Source organism: Lactococcus sp. UBA7128 (genome assembly GCF_002492185.1).
Taxonomy (GTDB): domain Bacteria; phylum Bacillota; class Bacilli; order Lactobacillales; family Streptococcaceae; genus Lactococcus; species Lactococcus muris.
The window spans coordinates 22,444-41,885 of record NZ_DKXK01000018.1 but is presented as its reverse complement, the minus strand read 5'-3'; the positions used below and the strand labels follow the sequence as shown (position 1 = coordinate 41,885).

15 protein-coding genes are annotated in these 19,442 nt (G+C 35.2%); all 15 read left to right on the top strand.

The features are described from left to right. Positions 1 to 244: 244 nt before the first annotated feature. The 15 genes from B4H39_RS02250 (at position 245) to B4H39_RS02180 (ending at position 19,426) form a co-directional block, all read left to right on the top strand. A complete protein-coding gene (locus B4H39_RS02250; protein ID WP_058211109.1) occupies positions 245 to 436 on the top strand; it encodes a helix-turn-helix domain-containing protein in 192 nt (63 codons plus the stop codon). 24 nt (positions 437 to 460) lie between these two features. After that, the gene (locus tag B4H39_RS02245; protein ID WP_251420896.1) at positions 461 to 1,072 is read left to right on the top strand and encodes a DUF1819 family protein; all 612 of its coding nucleotides are present in this window, start codon (positions 461 to 463) and stop codon (positions 1,070 to 1,072) included. A gap of 3 nt (positions 1,073 to 1,075) precedes the next feature. Then, positions 1,076 to 1,651 (top strand): DUF1788 domain-containing protein, encoded by a 576-nt coding sequence (locus B4H39_RS02240; RefSeq protein ID WP_251420894.1) that lies wholly within the window; start codon positions 1,076 to 1,078, stop codon positions 1,649 to 1,651. Then, positions 1,648 to 5,187: a BREX system P-loop protein BrxC gene (gene brxC, locus B4H39_RS02235; RefSeq protein WP_251420892.1), complete on the top strand. Its 3,540-nt coding sequence runs from the start codon at positions 1,648 to 1,650 to the stop codon at positions 5,185 to 5,187. Before B4H39_RS02240 ends, brxC begins: the two co-directional genes overlap by 4 nt. A gap of 10 nt (positions 5,188 to 5,197) precedes the next feature. After that, entirely contained in the window at positions 5,198 to 8,596 is a 3,399-nt protein-coding gene (pglX, locus tag B4H39_RS02230; protein WP_251420890.1) for a BREX-1 system adenine-specific DNA-methyltransferase PglX, read from the top strand. 10 nt (positions 8,597 to 8,606) lie between these two features. After that, complete coding sequence (locus B4H39_RS02225) at positions 8,607 to 9,002, top strand: hypothetical protein (protein WP_251420888.1); 396 nt, start codon at positions 8,607 to 8,609, stop codon at positions 9,000 to 9,002. Between the two features lie 171 nt (positions 9,003 to 9,173). Further along, positions 9,174 to 10,394 (top strand): AAA family ATPase, encoded by a 1,221-nt coding sequence (locus B4H39_RS02220; RefSeq protein WP_251420886.1) that lies wholly within the window; start codon positions 9,174 to 9,176, stop codon positions 10,392 to 10,394. Then, complete coding sequence (locus tag B4H39_RS02215) at positions 10,394 to 10,954, top strand: RloB family protein (RefSeq protein ID WP_251420884.1); 561 nt, start codon at positions 10,394 to 10,396, stop codon at positions 10,952 to 10,954. The genes B4H39_RS02220 and B4H39_RS02215 overlap by 1 nt, the downstream gene beginning before the upstream one ends. Next, positions 10,935 to 13,496, top strand: coding sequence for a BREX-1 system phosphatase PglZ type A (pglZ, locus tag B4H39_RS02210; RefSeq protein ID WP_251420882.1), 2,562 nt, complete (start codon positions 10,935 to 10,937; stop codon positions 13,494 to 13,496). The genes B4H39_RS02215 and pglZ overlap by 20 nt, the downstream gene beginning before the upstream one ends. 224 nt (positions 13,497 to 13,720) lie before the next feature. Further along, positions 13,721 to 15,082: a hypothetical protein gene (locus tag B4H39_RS02205; protein WP_251420880.1), complete on the top strand. Its 1,362-nt coding sequence runs from the start codon at positions 13,721 to 13,723 to the stop codon at positions 15,080 to 15,082. A gap of 519 nt (positions 15,083 to 15,601) precedes the next feature. Next, positions 15,602 to 16,078 carry a replication initiation factor domain-containing protein gene (locus tag B4H39_RS02200; RefSeq protein WP_251420878.1) on the top strand — a complete coding sequence of 159 codons (477 nt, stop codon included), beginning with the start codon at positions 15,602 to 15,604 and terminating at the stop codon, positions 16,076 to 16,078. A gap of 108 nt (positions 16,079 to 16,186) precedes the next feature. Next, positions 16,187 to 16,498 carry a hypothetical protein gene (locus B4H39_RS02195; RefSeq protein WP_251420876.1) on the top strand — a complete coding sequence of 104 codons (312 nt, stop codon included), beginning with the start codon at positions 16,187 to 16,189 and terminating at the stop codon, positions 16,496 to 16,498. 1,036 nt (positions 16,499 to 17,534) lie between these two features. After that, positions 17,535 to 17,882 carry a nucleoside triphosphate pyrophosphohydrolase family protein gene (locus tag B4H39_RS02190; RefSeq protein WP_202231694.1) on the top strand — a complete coding sequence of 116 codons (348 nt, stop codon included), beginning with the start codon at positions 17,535 to 17,537 and terminating at the stop codon, positions 17,880 to 17,882. After that, entirely contained in the window at positions 17,879 to 18,496 is a 618-nt protein-coding gene (locus tag B4H39_RS02185) for a thiamine diphosphokinase (RefSeq protein ID WP_202231695.1), read from the top strand. The genes B4H39_RS02190 and B4H39_RS02185 overlap by 4 nt, the downstream gene beginning before the upstream one ends. A 9-nt stretch (positions 18,497 to 18,505) precedes the next feature. Further along, the gene (locus tag B4H39_RS02180) at positions 18,506 to 19,426 is read left to right on the top strand and encodes a Gfo/Idh/MocA family protein (protein WP_202231696.1); all 921 of its coding nucleotides are present in this window, start codon (positions 18,506 to 18,508) and stop codon (positions 19,424 to 19,426) included. Positions 19,427 to 19,442: the final 16 nt, after the last annotated feature.

The window sequence follows — 19,442 nt, the reverse complement described above, 5'->3', positions numbered from 1 at the left end:
ATTAGGATGGTTATCTCCAATCGAATACCGTAATTTTACTTGAGCATCGGTCCAAATTTATGGGTGCACGACATTCTCTGTCTAACTTTTGGGGTGCAGTACAAAAAATACTGAAGTTTTTTTATATCCAAATTTTCTTATTTATTCATAGTAAATCCTATTAAATGTCATTAGATAATATTTATTCAAATATAAAATATGATACAATAATAAGTAAAAGCAATCAAAGATAGAGGTGTAGAAAATGGAGAAAGAACCTGAAAAGTGGTCGAATTTAGAGGAAATTGCTGAGCATTGTGGTGTAAGCAAAGATACAATCAGAAACTGGATAAAAAAAGATGCAATTCCTTATCATAAAATGGGAAAACAATATAAATTTAAAATTTCAGAAGTTGATAGATGGGTAGAGAGTGGAGATAGTGCCAATATTGACTAATCAAGTGAAGGGAGAGTGATTGAGATGATGAAATCTGATAGATATAGTGGTGCGCTAACTGCAGAGCAATTTTTGTTTCATGAGATGCGTATCGTAGCAAAAAAATATTTAGAGAAACAACTAATAGAAAAAATCATTTCAGAAGTCAAAAAAGATAATCTATTTCAATATCCAACTGAAAGACAAGTTTCAAGAATGGTGAGAGCGTGCTTTAAAAGAGCTAATTTGTTAGATAATGATAAATTAGTAGCTGAAATAATCAATGCCCCTACAGATGTTGCTAAACAAATCAATCTTTACTCAATCATGCGATACAATCGTTTGGTGTGGGAATTCATGGTTGATGTAGTTGGAGAAAAATATCGACAAAATGACGATACGCTAACTGTAAAAGATATCAATGAATTTTTCACAAGACTTCAAGAACAAAATGATAGTGTGGCATCTTGGAGCGAGGCAACTATAAAAAAATTGAGTCAAGTACTTAGAAAGTGCCTAGTTGAGGTTGAGATTTTAAATTCATCAAAAAGTACAAAACTAAATCCTATTCTTATTAGCGCTGAACTTGAAGAAGGAATGAGAGAAAATCATGATGAAGCAGCATTTTCTGCATTCAATTATTTTCCAAGGAGTTAATAAATGTCAGATATAAAACAGAGATTAGATCAAATTAAACCAAGAATTTTAGAAAAAGGATTTCTGGAAAATGAAGGGCTATCAAATGAAGTTGGAATTTACATTTTTCAATATGATCCTAAAGATGAACTGATTGTTCAGGCTTACGTTCAAAAAATAGTGGAAAGCTCTAACCCTCCGTTTAAAATTGTGAAGCAAGATTTATATGAACTTTTTCTTCAAATTTTAGAAGAAAAACGAGTATTGCCTGCCATTAGTGATATGGAGCGTAAAAAAGGAAAAGATTTCTTGTTGCAGCAACTTCAGAAGATAGCTAGTCCAAACGAGTTTTTAGACCGAATGAAGAAAGTAGAAATCGGAAAAGGAAATGTACTGTTTTTAACTGGAGTTGGCCAAGTTTATCCCTTTATGCGGGCTCACAAAGTGTTAGATAATATGCAACATATGTTTGAAAATGTACCAATTATTATGTTTTATCCTGGAGAATTTACAGGACAAAGCTTGAGTTTATTTAATGAGTTTAGTGATGGAAATTATTATAGAGCATTTAACCTTTTGATTGAGGAGAAATCAGAATGAAAATTCAAAAGATGTTTAAAAAGGATATCAATCGCGATATCAATGGAGTAGTCAAAGTAAGCCAAGATGATAACAAAAGCTTGAGTACCGAGTTAGAAGAGTATATCGTTACAAAGGAGTTAGAGAGACATTTTAAGACTTTCCTAGACAACTATTCTTTAGCACTTGACTATCCGACAGATAAAGTTGGCGTTTGGATTTCAGGATTCTTTGGGAGTGGTAAATCTCACTTCCTAAAGATTTTATCATATCTCTTATCAAATAAAGAAGTCGATAATAAAAAAGCTATTGATTTCTTTGAAGATAAATTTGTTGATGTGAAGTTATATGAAAAACTTCTTCAATCAGCAAACGTGCCTACAGAGTCAATCCTTTTCAATATTGATAATGAAGGCCCGATTAATAAGGACAAGACTGCCATTTTGCGTGTGTTTGCGAAAGTGTTCTACAATCATTTAGGTTTTTTTGGTGATGATTTAAAACTAGCAAAGCTAGAATTGTTCATTGATAAAAAGGGCAAAACCAATGAATTCCATCGAGTTTTCAACGATATTCATGGAGACCCATGGTTGACAAGTCGTGAAGCCTATGCTTTCTTTGAAGATGATGTTGTCGATACTCTTCAAAAAGTGCTTGGTATGAGTGATACCGCAGCCAGAAACTGGTTCAATGGCGAAGAAAACATTGATATGAGTATCAAACAACTTGTAGCTGATATTAAAGGTTATGTTGATGCAAAAGATGGTGATTTCAGGCTTTTATTCTGTATTGATGAAGTGGGGCAATACATTGGTGATGATGGCAACTTGATGATTAATCTCCAAACGATTGTCGAAGAGCTTGGGACACATTGTCAGGGTAAAGTTTGGGTGATGGTGACTAGTCAAGAAGCAATTGACTCAGTTGTTAAGATTGCAGGCGATGATTTTTCAAAAATTCAAGGGCGCTTCAACACTCGTTTATCACTTTCATCAGCATCAGTCGACGAAGTAATTAAGAAACGTATTCTTGAGAAAACAGATGAGGCGAAGCAACAACTTCAGCTTGAATATAGTGAAGATTATGCGGTGCTTAGAAATCTTTTTACCTTTAGTGATGCAGTTTCAGATATGAAGGGATTCAATGATTCAGAAGAATTTGTTTCAACTTTCCCATTCGTTCCATATCAATTTATCGTTATCCAAAAGGTCTTGGCTGAAATCAGAAAACACGGCAACTCTGGAAAGCACTTATCAGGTGGTGAACGTTCAATGCTGTCAGGTTTCCAAGAAGCTGCGCAAAAAGTTCAAGATGCTGATGAACAAGCACTTGTGCCATTCTTTAGATTCTATGATACAGTTCATACCTTTTTAGAAAGTACGATTCGTCGTGTTATTGACCGTTGCCAAAATTTAGTTGATACCAATCCCAATATGAAGCAACTAGATGTTGATGTACTGAAATTACTTTATTTGATTCGTTATATTGATGATATCAAGTCAAATATTGATAATATTTCAATTTTGATGATTGACAGTATCAAAACAGACAAGATTAAACTTAGACAAGAAATTACAGAATCATTAGAGCGCTTAGAGCGGGAGAACTATATCGCTCGTAATGGAGATCGTTACTATTTCTTGACTGATGAAGAGCAAGATATTGCTCAAGAAATTCGTAATACACCAGTGGATAGTGCCAATATTGTACAAGGCATCGGTCAAACTATTTTTTCTGAAATTTATCCATCGAAGAAATTTAAATATGGTAAAAATGGGAGATATGACTTTGCTTATGACCAATATATTGATAGTACGCTTATTGGTGGTGTAAAAGGTGACATTCGCTTACGATTCATTACTGTAGCGAGCGATGGTTTTTTGAGTGATGAAAATAAAATCCTGTTTGATTCGAGAGCAAATAATGAAGCAGTCGTTTTACTTTCAACAACAGCCCAGTATTATAATGCACTTGAGTCAGCAGCTAAAATCAAGAAGTATGTGAAGCAAAAAAATATTGGACAGCTTCCAGAACACGTTCAAACGATTATCCGTACTCGCCAAGAAGAAGCAAGAAAACTTGAAGATGAAGCGAAACAGCAAATTGAGCAGGCGATTATTGAAGGAGATTTTTATGCTTTTGGTGAAAAAATAGAAATCAAGGCGGGGGAAGCAAAAGTTAAGATCGATACCCTGTTAAATCACTTGATTGAAGATGTTTACTCAGAACTTGACTTGGTAAACACTTTCTATGAGAGTGATGCTGATATTCAAGCAGTTTTAAACAACGTGATTTCAGAAACGACACTTGAAGGAACTGGGGGGAATAACGAGTTTGCCATTCAAAAAATGTTGCAGTGGTTGGATGAGCGTGAGATGAGCCATATCCCTGTGACCATGGGTGATGTTCAAAAGCGTTATCAAGCGATTCCTTATGGTTGGCGTGAGCATGAGATTGCTGGGATGATTGCACAACTCATTGTAGCTAAGAAAATTGAGATTAGATACGCTGGCGCAGTGGTAGGAGCTGATAATCGAAATCTAGTGAACTATCTACGTAGAAAATCGGAAATTGACCGTGCAAGTGTCAAACGTAAAGTTGCACCATCAGAAGAACACCTAAGAAAATCTGCTATCTTCATGCGCGAGTGGATGGATCGCATGAGTGTGCCAACTGGTGAAGAAGAATTGCCAGATTTTGTTGTTGCGACACTGACAGATAAAGTCAATCATTATCACGAACTACTCGCTGAATACAAAGTAACAAGCTACCCACAAAAGCATGAGGTTGAATATGCCATTCAACTCCTACAAGATATTCTTTCACAAAAATCTGATAGTATCGCTTTGTTGACAATCTTGATTCAAAAGCAAGATGACTTGTACGATATGTCAGAGGATTTAGAGGATATTGAGACATTCTTTACTTCTCAGCGTGAGATTTTTGATAATGCCCTCAAACTTCAAATTGATATGAAAGATGAAAGGCATTATCTTGAAACAAGCGAAAAAGCAACAGATAGCCTAAGAGAAATCGCAACAATTTTAGCAAATCCTAAGCCATACCAACGCATCAAAGAACTTCCAAGCTTAATTCAAGAGGTTAAAAATGTCCACCAAGAGTTACTAGCTCAAAAGAAAGCGGAAGTTTTTGAAAATATTCAAGAGTGTATGGCGGAAGTGCATACAACAGCGGAGGGGGATCTTCGGGCGCAAAATGAAGTCACTCGAGCTGATCAATATTATACAAGTGTAAAGGAAGAGGTGGAATATACCACTCAAATCATGAAGCTTGATGCGATGATTCGCCAGCTTCAAAATTACACTGCTCCTGTAGTTGCTCGAATCGAAGGATTGGTTCGACAAACAGAGTTTACTGTGTATGAAGATGGGACTGAGATTGAAACTCATATCCCTAAGATTACTCGTGTGCGCCGTATGGAAGTGTTTCCTGTCAAAATGCTCAGCTCACATCAAGAGATTGATGACTATTTAGACGCAATAAAGCAAAAGCTTTACAGCAAATTAGATACTAATGACAGTATCAAAATTAATTAAGAGGTGACTTATGAATAAAAATGCCGTTCAAAAATATGCGGTATGGGCAAGAACGGAACTCATCTCACAAGTGAAACAGCAAGCTTATTTTTACGGAATTGATGAAAACGGCTATGGAGAAGAAAACCCTGTCGCTGTCAATGAGCGTGTGCTAACGGACAATGAGAAGTCCCAACGTAGAGAGCTCGTCTCAAAAATCAAACAATCCAGTTACCAACAAGTCATGGAAGAAGTGGCTTATACGTGGTTCAACCGTTTTGTTGCGCTTCGCTACATGGAAGTCAACGATTATCTACCAACGCACATTCGAGTTTTTTCAGATATTAATGGTAAGTTTAAGCCTGAAATTTTAGACAATGCCTTGCGCTTAGAGCTTGATGGACTTGATTCGTCAAAAGTGGCAACTTTCATCAATGATAATGCCACAAATGAACTTTATAACTATCTTTTGCTGACACAATGTAACGCGCTCAATTCAGCACTCCCTGAGATGTTTGAACGTTTGGATAGCTACACCGAGCTTTTACTTCCTACAAACCTTCTCAAAGACGATAGTGTACTCGGTCGTCTAGTCTCTGATATCCCTGAGGCTGACTGGCAAGATGCCGTACAGATTATCGGCTGGCTTTATCAATACTACAATACAGAGCCAAAGCAAGAAGTCTTTGATGGACTGAAGAAAAACAAAAAAATCACTAAAGAGAAAATTCCCGCAGCCACTCAACTTTTCACACCTGACTGGATTGTACGCTATATGGTTGAAAATTCGCTCGGTCGGACTTGGTTAGAAGCTCACCCCGATAGTCCGCTCAAGTCAGAATGGAAATACTACCTTGAAGAAGCTGAGCAACTGCCCGAAGTAGCAAGTGAGCTTGCACAAATTCGTAGCACAAGAAGCGGACTGTCGCCTGAAGACATTACTTTCCTTGACCCTTGTATGGGAAGCGGTCATATCTTGGTTTATGCCTTCGATGTCTTGATTAAAATCTATGAAAGTGCAGGCTATCGTCCTCGTGAGGCTGCACAGCTCATCTTAGAGAAAAATCTTTTTGGACTAGATATTGATAAACGTGCTTATCACTTGTCTTACTTTGCACTGATGATGAAAGCAAGACAATATAATCGTCGTTTCTTGACACTTGGCGTGAAACCACAAATCTATCATCCAGAAGGCTGGACAAACGGAGAAGAATTTGGTTCTTTGCTCAAAGTTGAAACGCTTGAGCCTAAACCGATAGAGCAGATTGATCAGCTGGATTTGGAAGATTATGGCACGAAACTACGTGTATGGAACTTTAAACGACTGTTGTCACAAAAGTATGATGTGGTTGTGACCAATCCGCCTTATATGAGTTCAAATGGTATGAGTGGAAAATTGTCTGAATTTGTGAAGAAGAATTATTCTGACACGAAAAGCGACCTTTTCGCCGCGTTCATAGAAAGGTGCAGGCATTTATTGAAGCCGACTGGCTATCAGGCGATGATTACTCAACATGCTTGGATGTTCCTGTCAAGTTATGAAAAACTGCGTAATAAACTGCTTACCTGTGACATCGTAAACATGGCACATTTGGGAGCACGAGCGTTTGAGGAAATCGGCGGTGAAGTAGTGCAGACTACAGCATTTGTCCTAAACACTCACAAAACGCCGAGTTTCTTGGGAACGTATATCCGCTTGGTGGACTTTAACAGTCAAGATGAGAAAGAAATATCGTTCTTAAGGGGTAAGGATCGCTACGTCTCTAATGCTGACAATTTTTCCAAGATACCGGGTAGTCCCGTGGCATATTGGGTGAACAGAAAAGCCTTTGAGATTTTTGATTCAGCATCAAGTTTTGGTGATTTATTCACAACTCGTGCGGGAATGATAACGGGAAACAATCATATATTTGTGAGGCTATGGCATGAAGTAAATAATCAAAGCTTTTGTGTAAATTGTCAATCACGTGATTTAGCAATAATGAGTAATGCAAAATGGTTTCCATACAGTAAAGGTGGTGAGTTTAGGAGATGGTATGGTAATAATGAATATGTAGTTGACTGGTATAACGACGGTTATAATATGAGAAATCTAAAAAATGAAGCTGGCAAGATACCAGCGCATGCATTTAATTTAGAGTATATATTTTGTGAAAATATTTGTTGGAACTCATTGTCATCAAATATGTTTTCTACAAGGTATACGGAGTATGGATTTTTATATGATGCAAGCGGTTCTTTTGCTTCAATTCCACCAGGATATTCAATAAAATATTTGTTAGCTTTCTTGAATAGCTGTGTAGCTTCATATTATTTATCAGCAATTAATCCGACAATGAATTTTCAAAAGGGAAATGTCAGCAACCTACCGATTTTATTTAGTTGTATAGCAGAAGTAGAAACCATTGTCGAACACAATATCTCCATCTCCCGTACCGACTGGGACTCTTTCGAAAATTCATGGGACTTCAAGAAACATCCGCTTCTTGTCAGTACTGACAAGATTGCGACAGCTTTTGAACTTTGGGAAAAAGAAGCTGATGAGCGCTTCAATACCTTGAAAGCCAATGAAGAAAAGCTTAACGAAATTTTCATTGATATCTATGGCTTGCAAGATGAGTTAAGTCCTGAGGTTGAAGATAAAGATGTCACTGTTCGTAAAGCTGACTTGGTGCGTGATGTGAAATCACTCATCAGCTATGCAGTGGGCTGTATATTTGGACGTTACACGCCATACGAAGATGGCCTTTTCTATGCAGGTGGCGCTTGGAGCTATGGTTCAAAGGTGGAGCGGATTATGGATTCTGCAAAACGTAACGGAGTTGAGAACGGGATAGATCCTTTCCTTCCTGATGAAGATAATATTATCCCAATCACAGATGATGAGTATTTTGAGGATGATATCGTAGGTCGATTTGTGGAGTTCATCAGCAAAATCTATGGAGAAGCGACTTTAGAAGAAAATCTCAAATTCATTGCGGACGCACTAGGTGGTAAAGGCACACCAAGACAGGTCTTGCGGAACTATTTCCTTAAAGATTTCTACAAAGATCATGTCAAGATGTATCAAAAACGTCCAATCTATTGGATGTTTGATAGTGGTAAGAAAAATGGTTTTAAAGCGTTGGTTTACTTGCACAGATACAGTCGTGATACACTTGCCAAACTCCGTACCGATTATATCCATGAGCAGCAAGACCGCTATCACACGCAACTTGAACAAATTGAACAAGAATTGCTGACTGCAGAAGGACGCGAGCGTGTCGCTTTAACCAAAGCTCAAACCAAGTTTATGGCACAAGTTCAAGAGACAGTAATTTTTGAAGAAAAAGTTCATCACCTAGCAGATATGAATATCGAGCTAGATCTTGATGATGGAGTAAAGGTTAACTATCCGAAGTTTGGGGATATTTTAACGAAGGTGTTCTAGGAGCTAATTTATGGGGAAATCAATTTTAGGATTATCAAATAAAGAGGCGAGAGACTATTTTCCTGAAGCTAGAAATTATGTGACAGTTAATCTTCCACCTTATTATGATGTTGGTGCACTTCTGAATAAGGCTGTTAAAGAAATCTGGAGCCAGCGTCTAGTGATTAGAAATTTGGAAGATGAATCCGAGTTGATTAACGCTTATGTTGAAAAAAATAATAATGAGCTAACCAAGCTTTGTGTTGCTGTTGTTAAAGATGAAGAATTTGAACCTATATTTAACCAGAATTGGTTGAAGGATAAATATAAGATTGATGAAACAATATTCATTAACAAAGAAGTAATTGCTTCATTATCGGAAGTAATCTCGAATACCGAAATAAATGATTCAGAGTATCCTTTTTAAGTAGTCGCCCTCATATTGGAGATTAAAATAAATTGCGAACGCAGCGTGTATGCAATTAAAGTTTAAATAGTTAAGACTTTGTTAAATTCGGCAAAGTCTTTTCTTCTGTTTTAAACAATAAAATGTTAAAATTAAATACAGGAAAGTGTTTTTAAGATTGGAGATGTTGAGATGCTATTATCTTTAAAAGTGAAAAACTATCGGTCATTTAAGGAAGAACAAGAGATTTCTTTTGTATTGAATAAAGATGAACGAAGTGATAAAAATCGCCGTTTTGAGGTTAAGACGAAATTAGGCACAATTCGTGTGCTTAAAAATGCAATGATTTACGGCGCAAATGCGAGCGGAAAATCTAATATTTTGAAAGCTTTATTTCAGCTAAGTGCCTTGATTTTAAATCCCAATCAAAATGATGAACAAGGACTTTTTTCAGATAGTTTTGCTTCAAATAAAGAAAACACAAGATTTGAAGTTGTATTTTTAAAGCGTGAATCTGTTTTTAAATATATTCTTGAGTATAATCGAAATGAAGTTGTTTTTGAACGTTTGCAACAAGATGAAGAACTGATTTTTGAGCGAAATTATCAAGAATTTGTTTTTTCAGATATCAATGCTCAAGTTAATTACTTAGTAGCAACGATACGGAAAACAAGTTTGGCTTTATTTTTTGCACAAAATAATAATGTTAAAGCAGCACGTATTGCTTTTTCATGGTTTTATGACCTGCAGAATCCAAATAGTGGAAATGTTTTTCAAAAACTAAGAGATGATAGTAACTTTAAAGAACGCGTACTTTATGCGATGCGTTTTGCGGATTTCAATATTTTTGATATAGAAATTGAGGAAAATCTACGTCCGTCACTTTCTTTTGGAATGAAAATAGACATGAAAGAAGCAAAAGGCCCAGAAGATTTTCAGCAGCAATTCACTATGCAAAATGTAACCGAAATATACCTTGTTCATGAAAATAACGGAAAAAGATTCAGGATACTTTTGCAAAATGAAAGTGATGGAACACAACAATATTTCAATATGATTTTACTTCTATTGGGGGGCAACTCGGTGAAAGATATTGTGATATTAAATGATGAATTTGATCGTTCACTTCATAAAAAATTGACACAAAGTTTTGTGAATTTAATCAATAGCGAAAAGAATAACATTCAATTTATCTCAACCACTCATGACAGTAGCTTGATGGATATTCTCCAAAAGCATCAAATCTATTTTGTTGAGAAAAACTCTGATGGTGAGAGTGAACTCTATAAACTTTCAGAATTTGATGGAATCCGCAAAGAGACAAAAGTTTCTCCTAAGTATGAAGCAGGACTTTTTGGGGCAATTCAAGAAGTGAATGAAGCTGGTTTGATGGGGATCTTGGAGGAAGACTAATGGGACGAAAAATAAAGCAGGTCTTCACTATCTTTGTCGAAGGATTTAGCGAAGAAATTTATTTCTCAGCTTTGAAACAGCAAGACTTTGTGCGTCAATCTAACTACAAGCTTGAAATTATCAATTGTGAGGGCTTAAATCATTTGTTGGACGCTGCGCTAAAAGACCGTTTTTACAAAAAGCAAATTAAAGATTCTGCTAAAGTTGCATTTGTATTTGATAAAGACCATTTGACGGAGCAACAGTTTGAGCAAATGTTAGCAACTGGGTATATCATTGGTTTTACCAACCCCCAGTTTGAAATCTGGTTGCTTGCTCACTTTGAGAAATTGAGAATGAACTATGCGGATGTGATTCGAGATTTAAAGAAACATATTCCAGAGTATAGTGAGAACAATAAAACAACGCGTAAAATTACAGATTTAGTTCGAGATATTCATCAAGCCATTGAAAATAGTCGAGATGTTTCAACTGCCAAGTATGATGAAGTTTCATGCAGTATTGAAAATGTGATTAGAGAGATTGGGAAAGGAAGTTACAATGTTATCAGAAGCAATTGAACAAAGATTAAAAGAACGATTTACATCTCCTTTGCCAGAATTTCATCAACGTCGTATTGTTTTTTGGAGTGATGAAGATGAGGAATTTAGAGAGGATTTTGCTGACTATGAGCTCACTAATGTCAAAAAAATTATTTTAACAGGGAGCAATAATTTTCAAGTTAAGAAGCAATTAGTCATTGATGATTTGGAGAGTGATTACCTAATTTATGATTCACTAACTTATGAAAAAGACCATCAAGACGACTGGTTATATGATATTAAGAAATATAGTGGGGAACCTTTCAGAGCTGATTTAGTCTCTTTGCAAATGGAAGAATTAAATATTGCTCAAACTCAAGAAATGCGTAGAGTTTTAAAAAAATACTCTAAATTCTTTGCTAATAAGGAACGGAAGTTAAAAATTCAAAGGCGTGGCAGGAGATATGAAGAAGCAGAACAGCTTCATGTTGATATTATGGCTACCTTATGTGGTTTGACAGATGCAAAATTTGAAGATGTCATTAAAGCAGTACTAATTTCAGGATTAGAAGAAGAAAACGAAAAAACGGTATCTATTGCTAAATTTGGAAATATCAATGAGTTTTGGCATTTAGTTCAAAAGTACACAGGGTTTGCAAATGGTATATCTCGTACAGTGTTTGATTTAGCTGCACACATACTTGTTACTGCTTTTGCTCAAAATAATCCAGTTGATTCTTATAAAGAGTTAAGTCCGTATTGTGCTATAAATTACTCAAACTACTGTTATCAGTTTATTCGTGCTTGGCAAGCGAGTGATTTAAATAATGATCTTGAAAGTATTGTTTATGAAGTTGAAAATCGACTTAACTTGTTTAGTTTGTTTTCAAGACAAAGTGAGTTAAGAGTAAGTAATATTTTTCCAATTATCAATGTGATTCTCTTGAAACGTCAATTTGACCTAGTAAGCAATCAGATAATAAAAGTTGATGATATCAAAGTTCTAGTTGAGCAATTGCGGATCTCCTCTTGGTATAAACTTCATAAAAATTATTTTGAAGGCTTGTTCTATATAGGAAAAATGCAAGAGTTCTATCTTAAGCACTTAGATGCTTTTCATACTGTCGGTGCAGATAAAATATGGAAGAGCTATACTGAGGACTTCTACTTGATGGATAGTTATTATCGCCAGTTTCATATTTATTTCAACAAGGCAAAATCTACTCATCATCCTTTGCTAGAAGAGGATTTGAGAGCCACTGTTGATGTCGTAGAGGGACTATATCATGAATGGTATTTGAAAAAGGTTAACAGAAATTGGCTTGACTCAGCAAAAAATGATTTTAAAGAAAAAGGATTTGTTTCAGGCGTTGAGCGTCAAAATAACTTTTATTCACATTATATTTCATCGACAAAAGGACGTACGATTGTTATTGTTTCAGATGCACTGAGATATGAGGTCGCAGCTGAATTATCAGATTATCTGGTTAAGAAAACAAAAGGAACTACCGTATTAGAATCAATGCAATCAACATTCCCAAGTGTAACTAAGTTTGGAATGACAGCACTTTTACCCGCAGGCGAAATTACAGTTGACGATAAAATGAACGTGTACTTGGATGGCATCTCAGCAAGTGGAACAGTCAATCGGAATAAAATCCTTAATAGAGCAAATCCAAAAAGCATTGCGATTCAATATAGTGAGTTAATTGCAAAAAACAGAGAGCAAAGACGTAAAGTTTACTCAGGAAAAGAAGTTATTTATATTTATCATAATAGAATAGATGCTACAGGCGACAAATTGACTACTGAGACGGATGTTTTTGATGCTTGTGAGAAAACGATCGAAGAATTGACAGGCTTAGCAAAAATAATCACCGATGATTTGCATAGTTCTAATATCTTATTTACAGCAGATCACGGTTTTATGTATAGCTATAAATCATTAGAGGAGTCACAAAAATCAGGAAGTCAATCACTTAGTGGCACTGTTTTAGAGTTAGGAAGAAGATATGCAATCACAACAGAAGCAACTTATTCAGAATATCTCCTACCAATTAAGAGTGATGTAAAGTTAAATGGAAATTCTATTCAAGGTTTTGCGCCTCAAGAGACAATTCGTCTTAAAATTAAAGGTGGTGGGGAAAACTTTGTTCACGGTGGTGTGAGCTTACAAGAAATGGTTGTTCCTGTCATTAAATATAAAGGGCACAGAACGACTTCAAAAGGATTTGTTGAGATCCAAACTCCCGAATTGATTTTAATCAGTGAAAGCAGAAAGAGCAATAACTTTACTTTCTCATTAGATTTTTTACAAAAAAATCCTGTTGGAGATAAAATTCGTCCAGCTATATATTCTTTATATTTTGAAAATCAAAATGGTGACAAAATAAGTGATGTGCAGCAGGTTATTGCAAATAAAGAAAGTTTGAGTGATTCGGAACGCTTATTTAGATTACAATTTAATCTTAAACAGCAAAAATATTTAATGAGTGAAGAATATCGACTTGTGATTGAAGAGAGTTCAGATGTTTTTGAGAAAATCGGGTTTCGGTTTGATATTGGATATTTTGAAGGGTAGGTGGGATATTTATGCTTCATACAGTAATCAATTTCATTCTGCAAAATCCTTCAGTGATTTTATTGATAATTTTCTTAATATTTTTGAGTTCAAAGTTATACTGGAAGTTACTTTCGAAGTATTACAGGTCAATCGTGAGTCCTAAATACAACAGATTTCAGGGCATTCTACTTTTTATCATTCAGTCAACTTATTTTATTGGATTGTATTTTCTTAGTTCTAAAATGAAATTGGCAAACATGTTCTCTACCAATGATAGTGCAACATTATTGGGTGTTGCTTTTACTGTAATTTCAGTATATGCAATTATTTTTTCAATTTCTCAGTTCCTAATTTCCTCAAAGAAGGGAAGAGAGAAAATCTGGGGGATTTATATGGATGGCCGACCTGTAAAATTAGCTGTATTAGAAGAGATAGAGCAACTGTTTTTATTTAGATTAATCTTGTTATATTTTATTGTATTTCCTTTATTCTGGGGGAAAGATATCTTAATCTTACAAAATCTTTGGATAGCATCACTGATTTTCATTATTATAGCGATTTATTTTAATCTTACCTGGGGTTTTTCATCTATGAGAGAGGTGAAAATGGACGGTATTTGGAGAGAAGAATGGATAATCCAAACTGGTCTATCAGATCAATATATGAAAATATTATATAAAGATTTAGTATCTGATAGATTAAGAAAATTTGATAACCGTATTAGAAATCGTATTGAATTGATTGAGGATGAAGATGAGGTCCAAAATTTTATAATATCAATTTATGCCGATAGTCACTCATTTTTTGATATTTGGTTTAGCAGGAAGAATAAATTGAGTACTTTACTTAAGTGGCTCACTTCCCCGAGATTGTTATTAAAAACCAACGAAGAAATTGGAAAAAAATACTTTTACTTTCAAAATGATTTTTGGGAACTCATTAATGATATGGGGGAAAAATGGCATAATGAAAATTATCTTTATGTAGTTTATGATAGAACTTTAGAGCTGCTTTGTGACAGAATGATGGAATCCGACAATAAAGATTTTATTAGCGGAGTTCTCTATTTAGAAAGAATTTTAAATAATTCTAGAAACAGCTATAATCGACTTAATAAACGAAATTCGAGTATTTTATTTCCTGGAAGAATATTTTCGTCTATGAGCTCGAAGGCATCTTATTGGTATGATATGAATTGGAAGTTAGTTAAGCTAGCAAGATTGCTTAGAAAACTTGAGATAAAACTTAAAATTGAGGATAGAAATGATTTCATAAGCTTCAAAAATGGTGAAAAAGATGTTTCTGAAGTTATGTCTGACAATTTTATTAAGACTTTTGATCATGAATTATCAAGAGTTGAAATCGAATCTGATACTTATTTTTTATCAGCACAGGAAAGTTATGGGAGGTTTATCGATTCTATAATCTTTGTTGATTCTGAGTTTACGATTGAATATTTAGAAAAGAAAATGAAAGATAATGCTTATTATCACGTTTTGAATGATGAACAAGTGAAAATTATAGAAGAGAGAATCGAGAAGGGAAAAGCCACAGTTGAAAAAGAACTTAAAGATATAAATAATTCAGAAGTTCCTGGCTTATAGTGCTTTCTTTTCGCTTATTAGTGAGAGGAATTTTTATATCTATTCTTGAGTATTTGTTTTTTACAAAAATATTGTGAAAATGTAATTAAAAAAGTACTCTACTTTTGCCTGATTTTTCAATTAATAAGTAGAGGGACTATTTTGTAGTTTTTATTTTATAAAATTTTAGAAAAGGGGGGACGAATTATCAAAATTTTTCGCTTATATATTGAAGTGATAAATTTCTATCTAAAAATAAATTATGGAAAGCACTATTTGAAATCTAACCAACAAAAACTCTATGCTGACAAAGACGAAATTGCTCAGAATTTCGGCGTAAAACCCATCACCAAAATGCGCCGAGATCCCCAACTTTTCTCAATACATCTTAGACGTAAGTCACAAAAGAGTCTTCATTTCCATAGCTGGATATGAGACTTTTTTAATTGACCAGAGTTTGAAACATCATGAAGAAATGAGAAAGCAAAGATGAATCATTTTGAAAATATCTGGTAGTACTTGTAGCTGACGAGGGGGATAATGTGCAGAGGCTTTAGCCACAAGTTCGTCGATGCGCCTTGCATCCAAGAACGGGCGAGCTTGCTCGACCGCCAACTCCCAAGTGTTAATCAAGGGGGGACATGGCGCATAATACTAAAGAAGGGATTTACCTTGTATATCGGCAGTAGGAAGAGTCTGCTGTTTTTCCGATTTTATGAAAAAGATTTCGAACGTGCAGAAGCGATGAGGCTTCCTGTTGAAATCATCAATGATAATCTGACTGTATACTCTGATGCAGAGGGACATTTGGATGAGGAGTGGTTTGACCTCATGGGAAGTCGTAATGTCTATTATTTTAAAATGAATCCAAAACCAAAAAATGTTGAGAATATTTGGTTCTGGGCAATGAATTCTGCATTGCCGACCATGAAATTTTTGAGCATGTTAGATGCTACACGCTATCAGGAACTGTTTGAAGAATCAGAAATTCCAAAGAAGCACCAGATTTTATCTTAAACAACTAAAAAGTAGGTAACCCAGTAAAATCAAGGAATTCATGCTGAAATGTGAGTGTTCTAAACGCTCCTTTTTTCGTGAATGAATCTAGAAAAGGAGAAAATTATTATGGCAACAAAGAATGGATTAAGGGTTTACGATGAGAAAGCTTCAGGTAAGTATAAATATCGGGCGATATTAGACTATAAGCATCCTTATGAAGATTGTGGGGAACAAGTTACTTGTGGGATTAACTCAAAAACAAAAAGAGCTCTTGACGAAGCCAAAACGAAACTAGAATTTAAAATAAAAACCAAATTGGAGGGGCTTGATGAAAAGATAATAAATCTAGCAATTAATGAGGCTCTGGAACTTTGGCATGATTTTCGGAAAGATTCTATTGCGAAAGGTACACATGTTGATGATGAAGCTAATACATGAGGATTTAAGAAAAAGTTTGGTAAGTGGGAGCTTTCAAAAATAAAAAAAGAGCATAAAAAAAATATTTACTAGGTTTAGAGGTTGTACCTACATCAAGAAAAAATTATCGAAGCAAGTTGAATTTATTTTTTTAGTACTGTGAGATGAGGAAGATATTGACGAGAATCCTATGTTTCGGGTAAGACTTCCAAGACCCAGAGAGACTCTGGAAGAAAAACAGAAACATGAGGATAAGTTTTTTACAATTGATGAAATGAAATTATTGCTTGAATTAATGGAGTTGAAAACGAAACAATACCATAGTTTTATGAAATCACAAAACTATTGGAGTAAACGTTACTTTGTTGAATTTCAATTTTCTCTTGGTAATCGGATATCAGAATCAATTGTATTGAGATATCAAAATATTGATTTTGAAAATGGTATATTGCATCTGCGCTCCCAAATTAATCGTTTAAATTCGAAAACTAATGCTCCAAAGTTCGCCTCATTAAAAAAGTGAGCGTGATATTAACTTGAAGTCACGTGAGCTAGATATTTTAAATTGGTTTAAATTGAATAATCGTCAAAAATCAGACTTTATATTTATTTAAGAGAGTGGAGCATTATTTACTACAAATATTATTAATGAGTTTCTTTAACAATTTTGTGAACATTTTTCAAATAAACTAAAATCAACTTTTGTTTCCTATGTATTTAGACATGGGAATATGATGTATAAAAAAGATCTTGGAATTGATGAACAGATAATTGGATGAGATGGTGGATAATCAGATGATTAGCAAGGTTTATGGACGACATGTAACGCCAACATTGCAAGACCAAAGTAATCAATTATTAGAAAATTTCTCTGTAGAAGATTCTCGAATTATTCACAAAAAAATAGATGATATAGTAGTCAGACGGGGTACTATTGAAAAATAATTTCTTGAGAAATGTGTCAACAGAGGGGATTAGAAGAATAAGGAGAAGTATAAACACAAAGGAATGCGTTTTTGATATAATAGGGGGGAGAATTAAAGGAGGAACCTTATCTATGGAACTTAAGGATTATCAAAAGGAAATAATAAAATTTGATGTCAATGGTCCTCTAGCGGACATTGAGCAAATAAATTTTGCTTTTTTAGATAAGGTACTCGGTTTAGCGGGCGAATCAGGAGAAGTTGCGGATAAGATAAAAAAAATCATCCGGGACCAAGATGGAATCATTCGCGAGGATGATAAAAGCGCTTTGGAAAAAGAGTTGGGTGATGTCCTATGGCATGTGGCGACCTGTGCGCGCTATTTGGGGCTTGATTTGGAACAAGTCGCTCAAGCCAACTTAAATAAACTGGAAAGTCGTCAGCTCAGAGGTAAAATAGCGGGCAGTGGGGATGAGCGATGAGAGTACTAATTCACGCAGGACGGCCAGCAAGCTTACCTGATGAAAGCTATGACTATTATGTCGGCATTGACCGAGGCGCCTTATTTTTACTTGAAGATCGTCAAAATATCGACTTAGCAGTTGGTGATTTTGACTCTGTAAGTCAGGAAGAATTCGACAAAATATCAGAAGCTGCTCATGAACTTGTTAAACTGCCGGCAGAGAAGGATCAGACGGATTTGGAAGCTGGTTTAGAGCAGGTGCTTTCTCGTTTTGCAGATGCAGAAATTATGATTATTGGCGCGCTAGGTGGAAGGCTGGATCATCATTTGACAAATGTATATCTTCCTTTAAATTTTGCTCACCCTGAAAGAATTTCTTTAAAAGACAATCAAAATTTTGTAAAATATCTCGCCGAGGGTCAGCATACAATTCGCAAGATTGAAGGCTATCCCTATTTGGGAATTGTTCAGGTAGGTACGGAAAGAAGCTTAGAGATTAAAAACGCAAAATATCCACTTAAAGCTGAGGATAACTTTGCGGATATTTACGCAAGTAATGCTTTTATCAGTGAGACGATGGAGTTAAAAATTGCTCAAGGCAAGCTTATCGTCATTTATTCAAAAGACAGTTAGAGAGACTATATGATTATTGGAATAATTGGTGCAACATCAAATATCGCAGGGAAGGCATATCTGCCCGTTTATGCAAAAATGCAAGCCGAGCATCGTTTCATTTTGCATTCGAGAACCTGGGAAAAAGCGGAAGAAATTCGAAAAAAATACAAGTTTGAATATGCGACGACTGATTTAGGCGCTTTGGAAACTTGTGATATGGTCGCCATCCATGCAGCAACTGCTCAACATTTTGAACTTGCAAAACGCTATTTGAGTGCAGGCACACATGTCATGATGGACAAGCCGGTTTCTGAAAACTTTGATGAAGTCCAAGAACTCTATCGCTTGGCAGAGGAAAATAATGTCCTCTTTGTTATCGGTTTTAATCGCCGTTTTGCCCCAATGACAGACAAACTTAAAGAGGTCAATCAAAAAAACTTTATCAAGGTAAGTAAAAATCTAGCGAATAATGCGGACGAGGTGCAGTTTAGTTTGTATGATATTTTTATTCATCCTTTAGATACCTTGATTTACTTGCTTGATGATGAGATCGAACGTTACAGTTATCAATTAGCGATGACCCCTGGCAAAAAACTTTCACGTGTAATTGTCACACTGAGAACCCAATCTTGTATGGGTATTGCCAGCATGAACCTGACTTCAGGTGCTTTTTCTGAGGAATTTACGGTCGAAGCAAGCAGTGGAACCTATCGTTTATCAGAGCTTACGGAGCTAGAAATCCTTACTGGACTAGACAAGCAAAAAATCGGAATTAATGGCTGGCAAAGTGCCACATATAATCGTGGTTTTGAAAGTTTAGTTTTTAGTATGGTTGAAGCAGTAGCTAATTTTGATGGTTATAATAGAGACAAACTTATGAAGCAGATGAAGCAAACAAATATTCTGGATTCGCATGAAATTATCCATGAAATTTTAGAAAAAACATGATAAAATAATAAGCAAC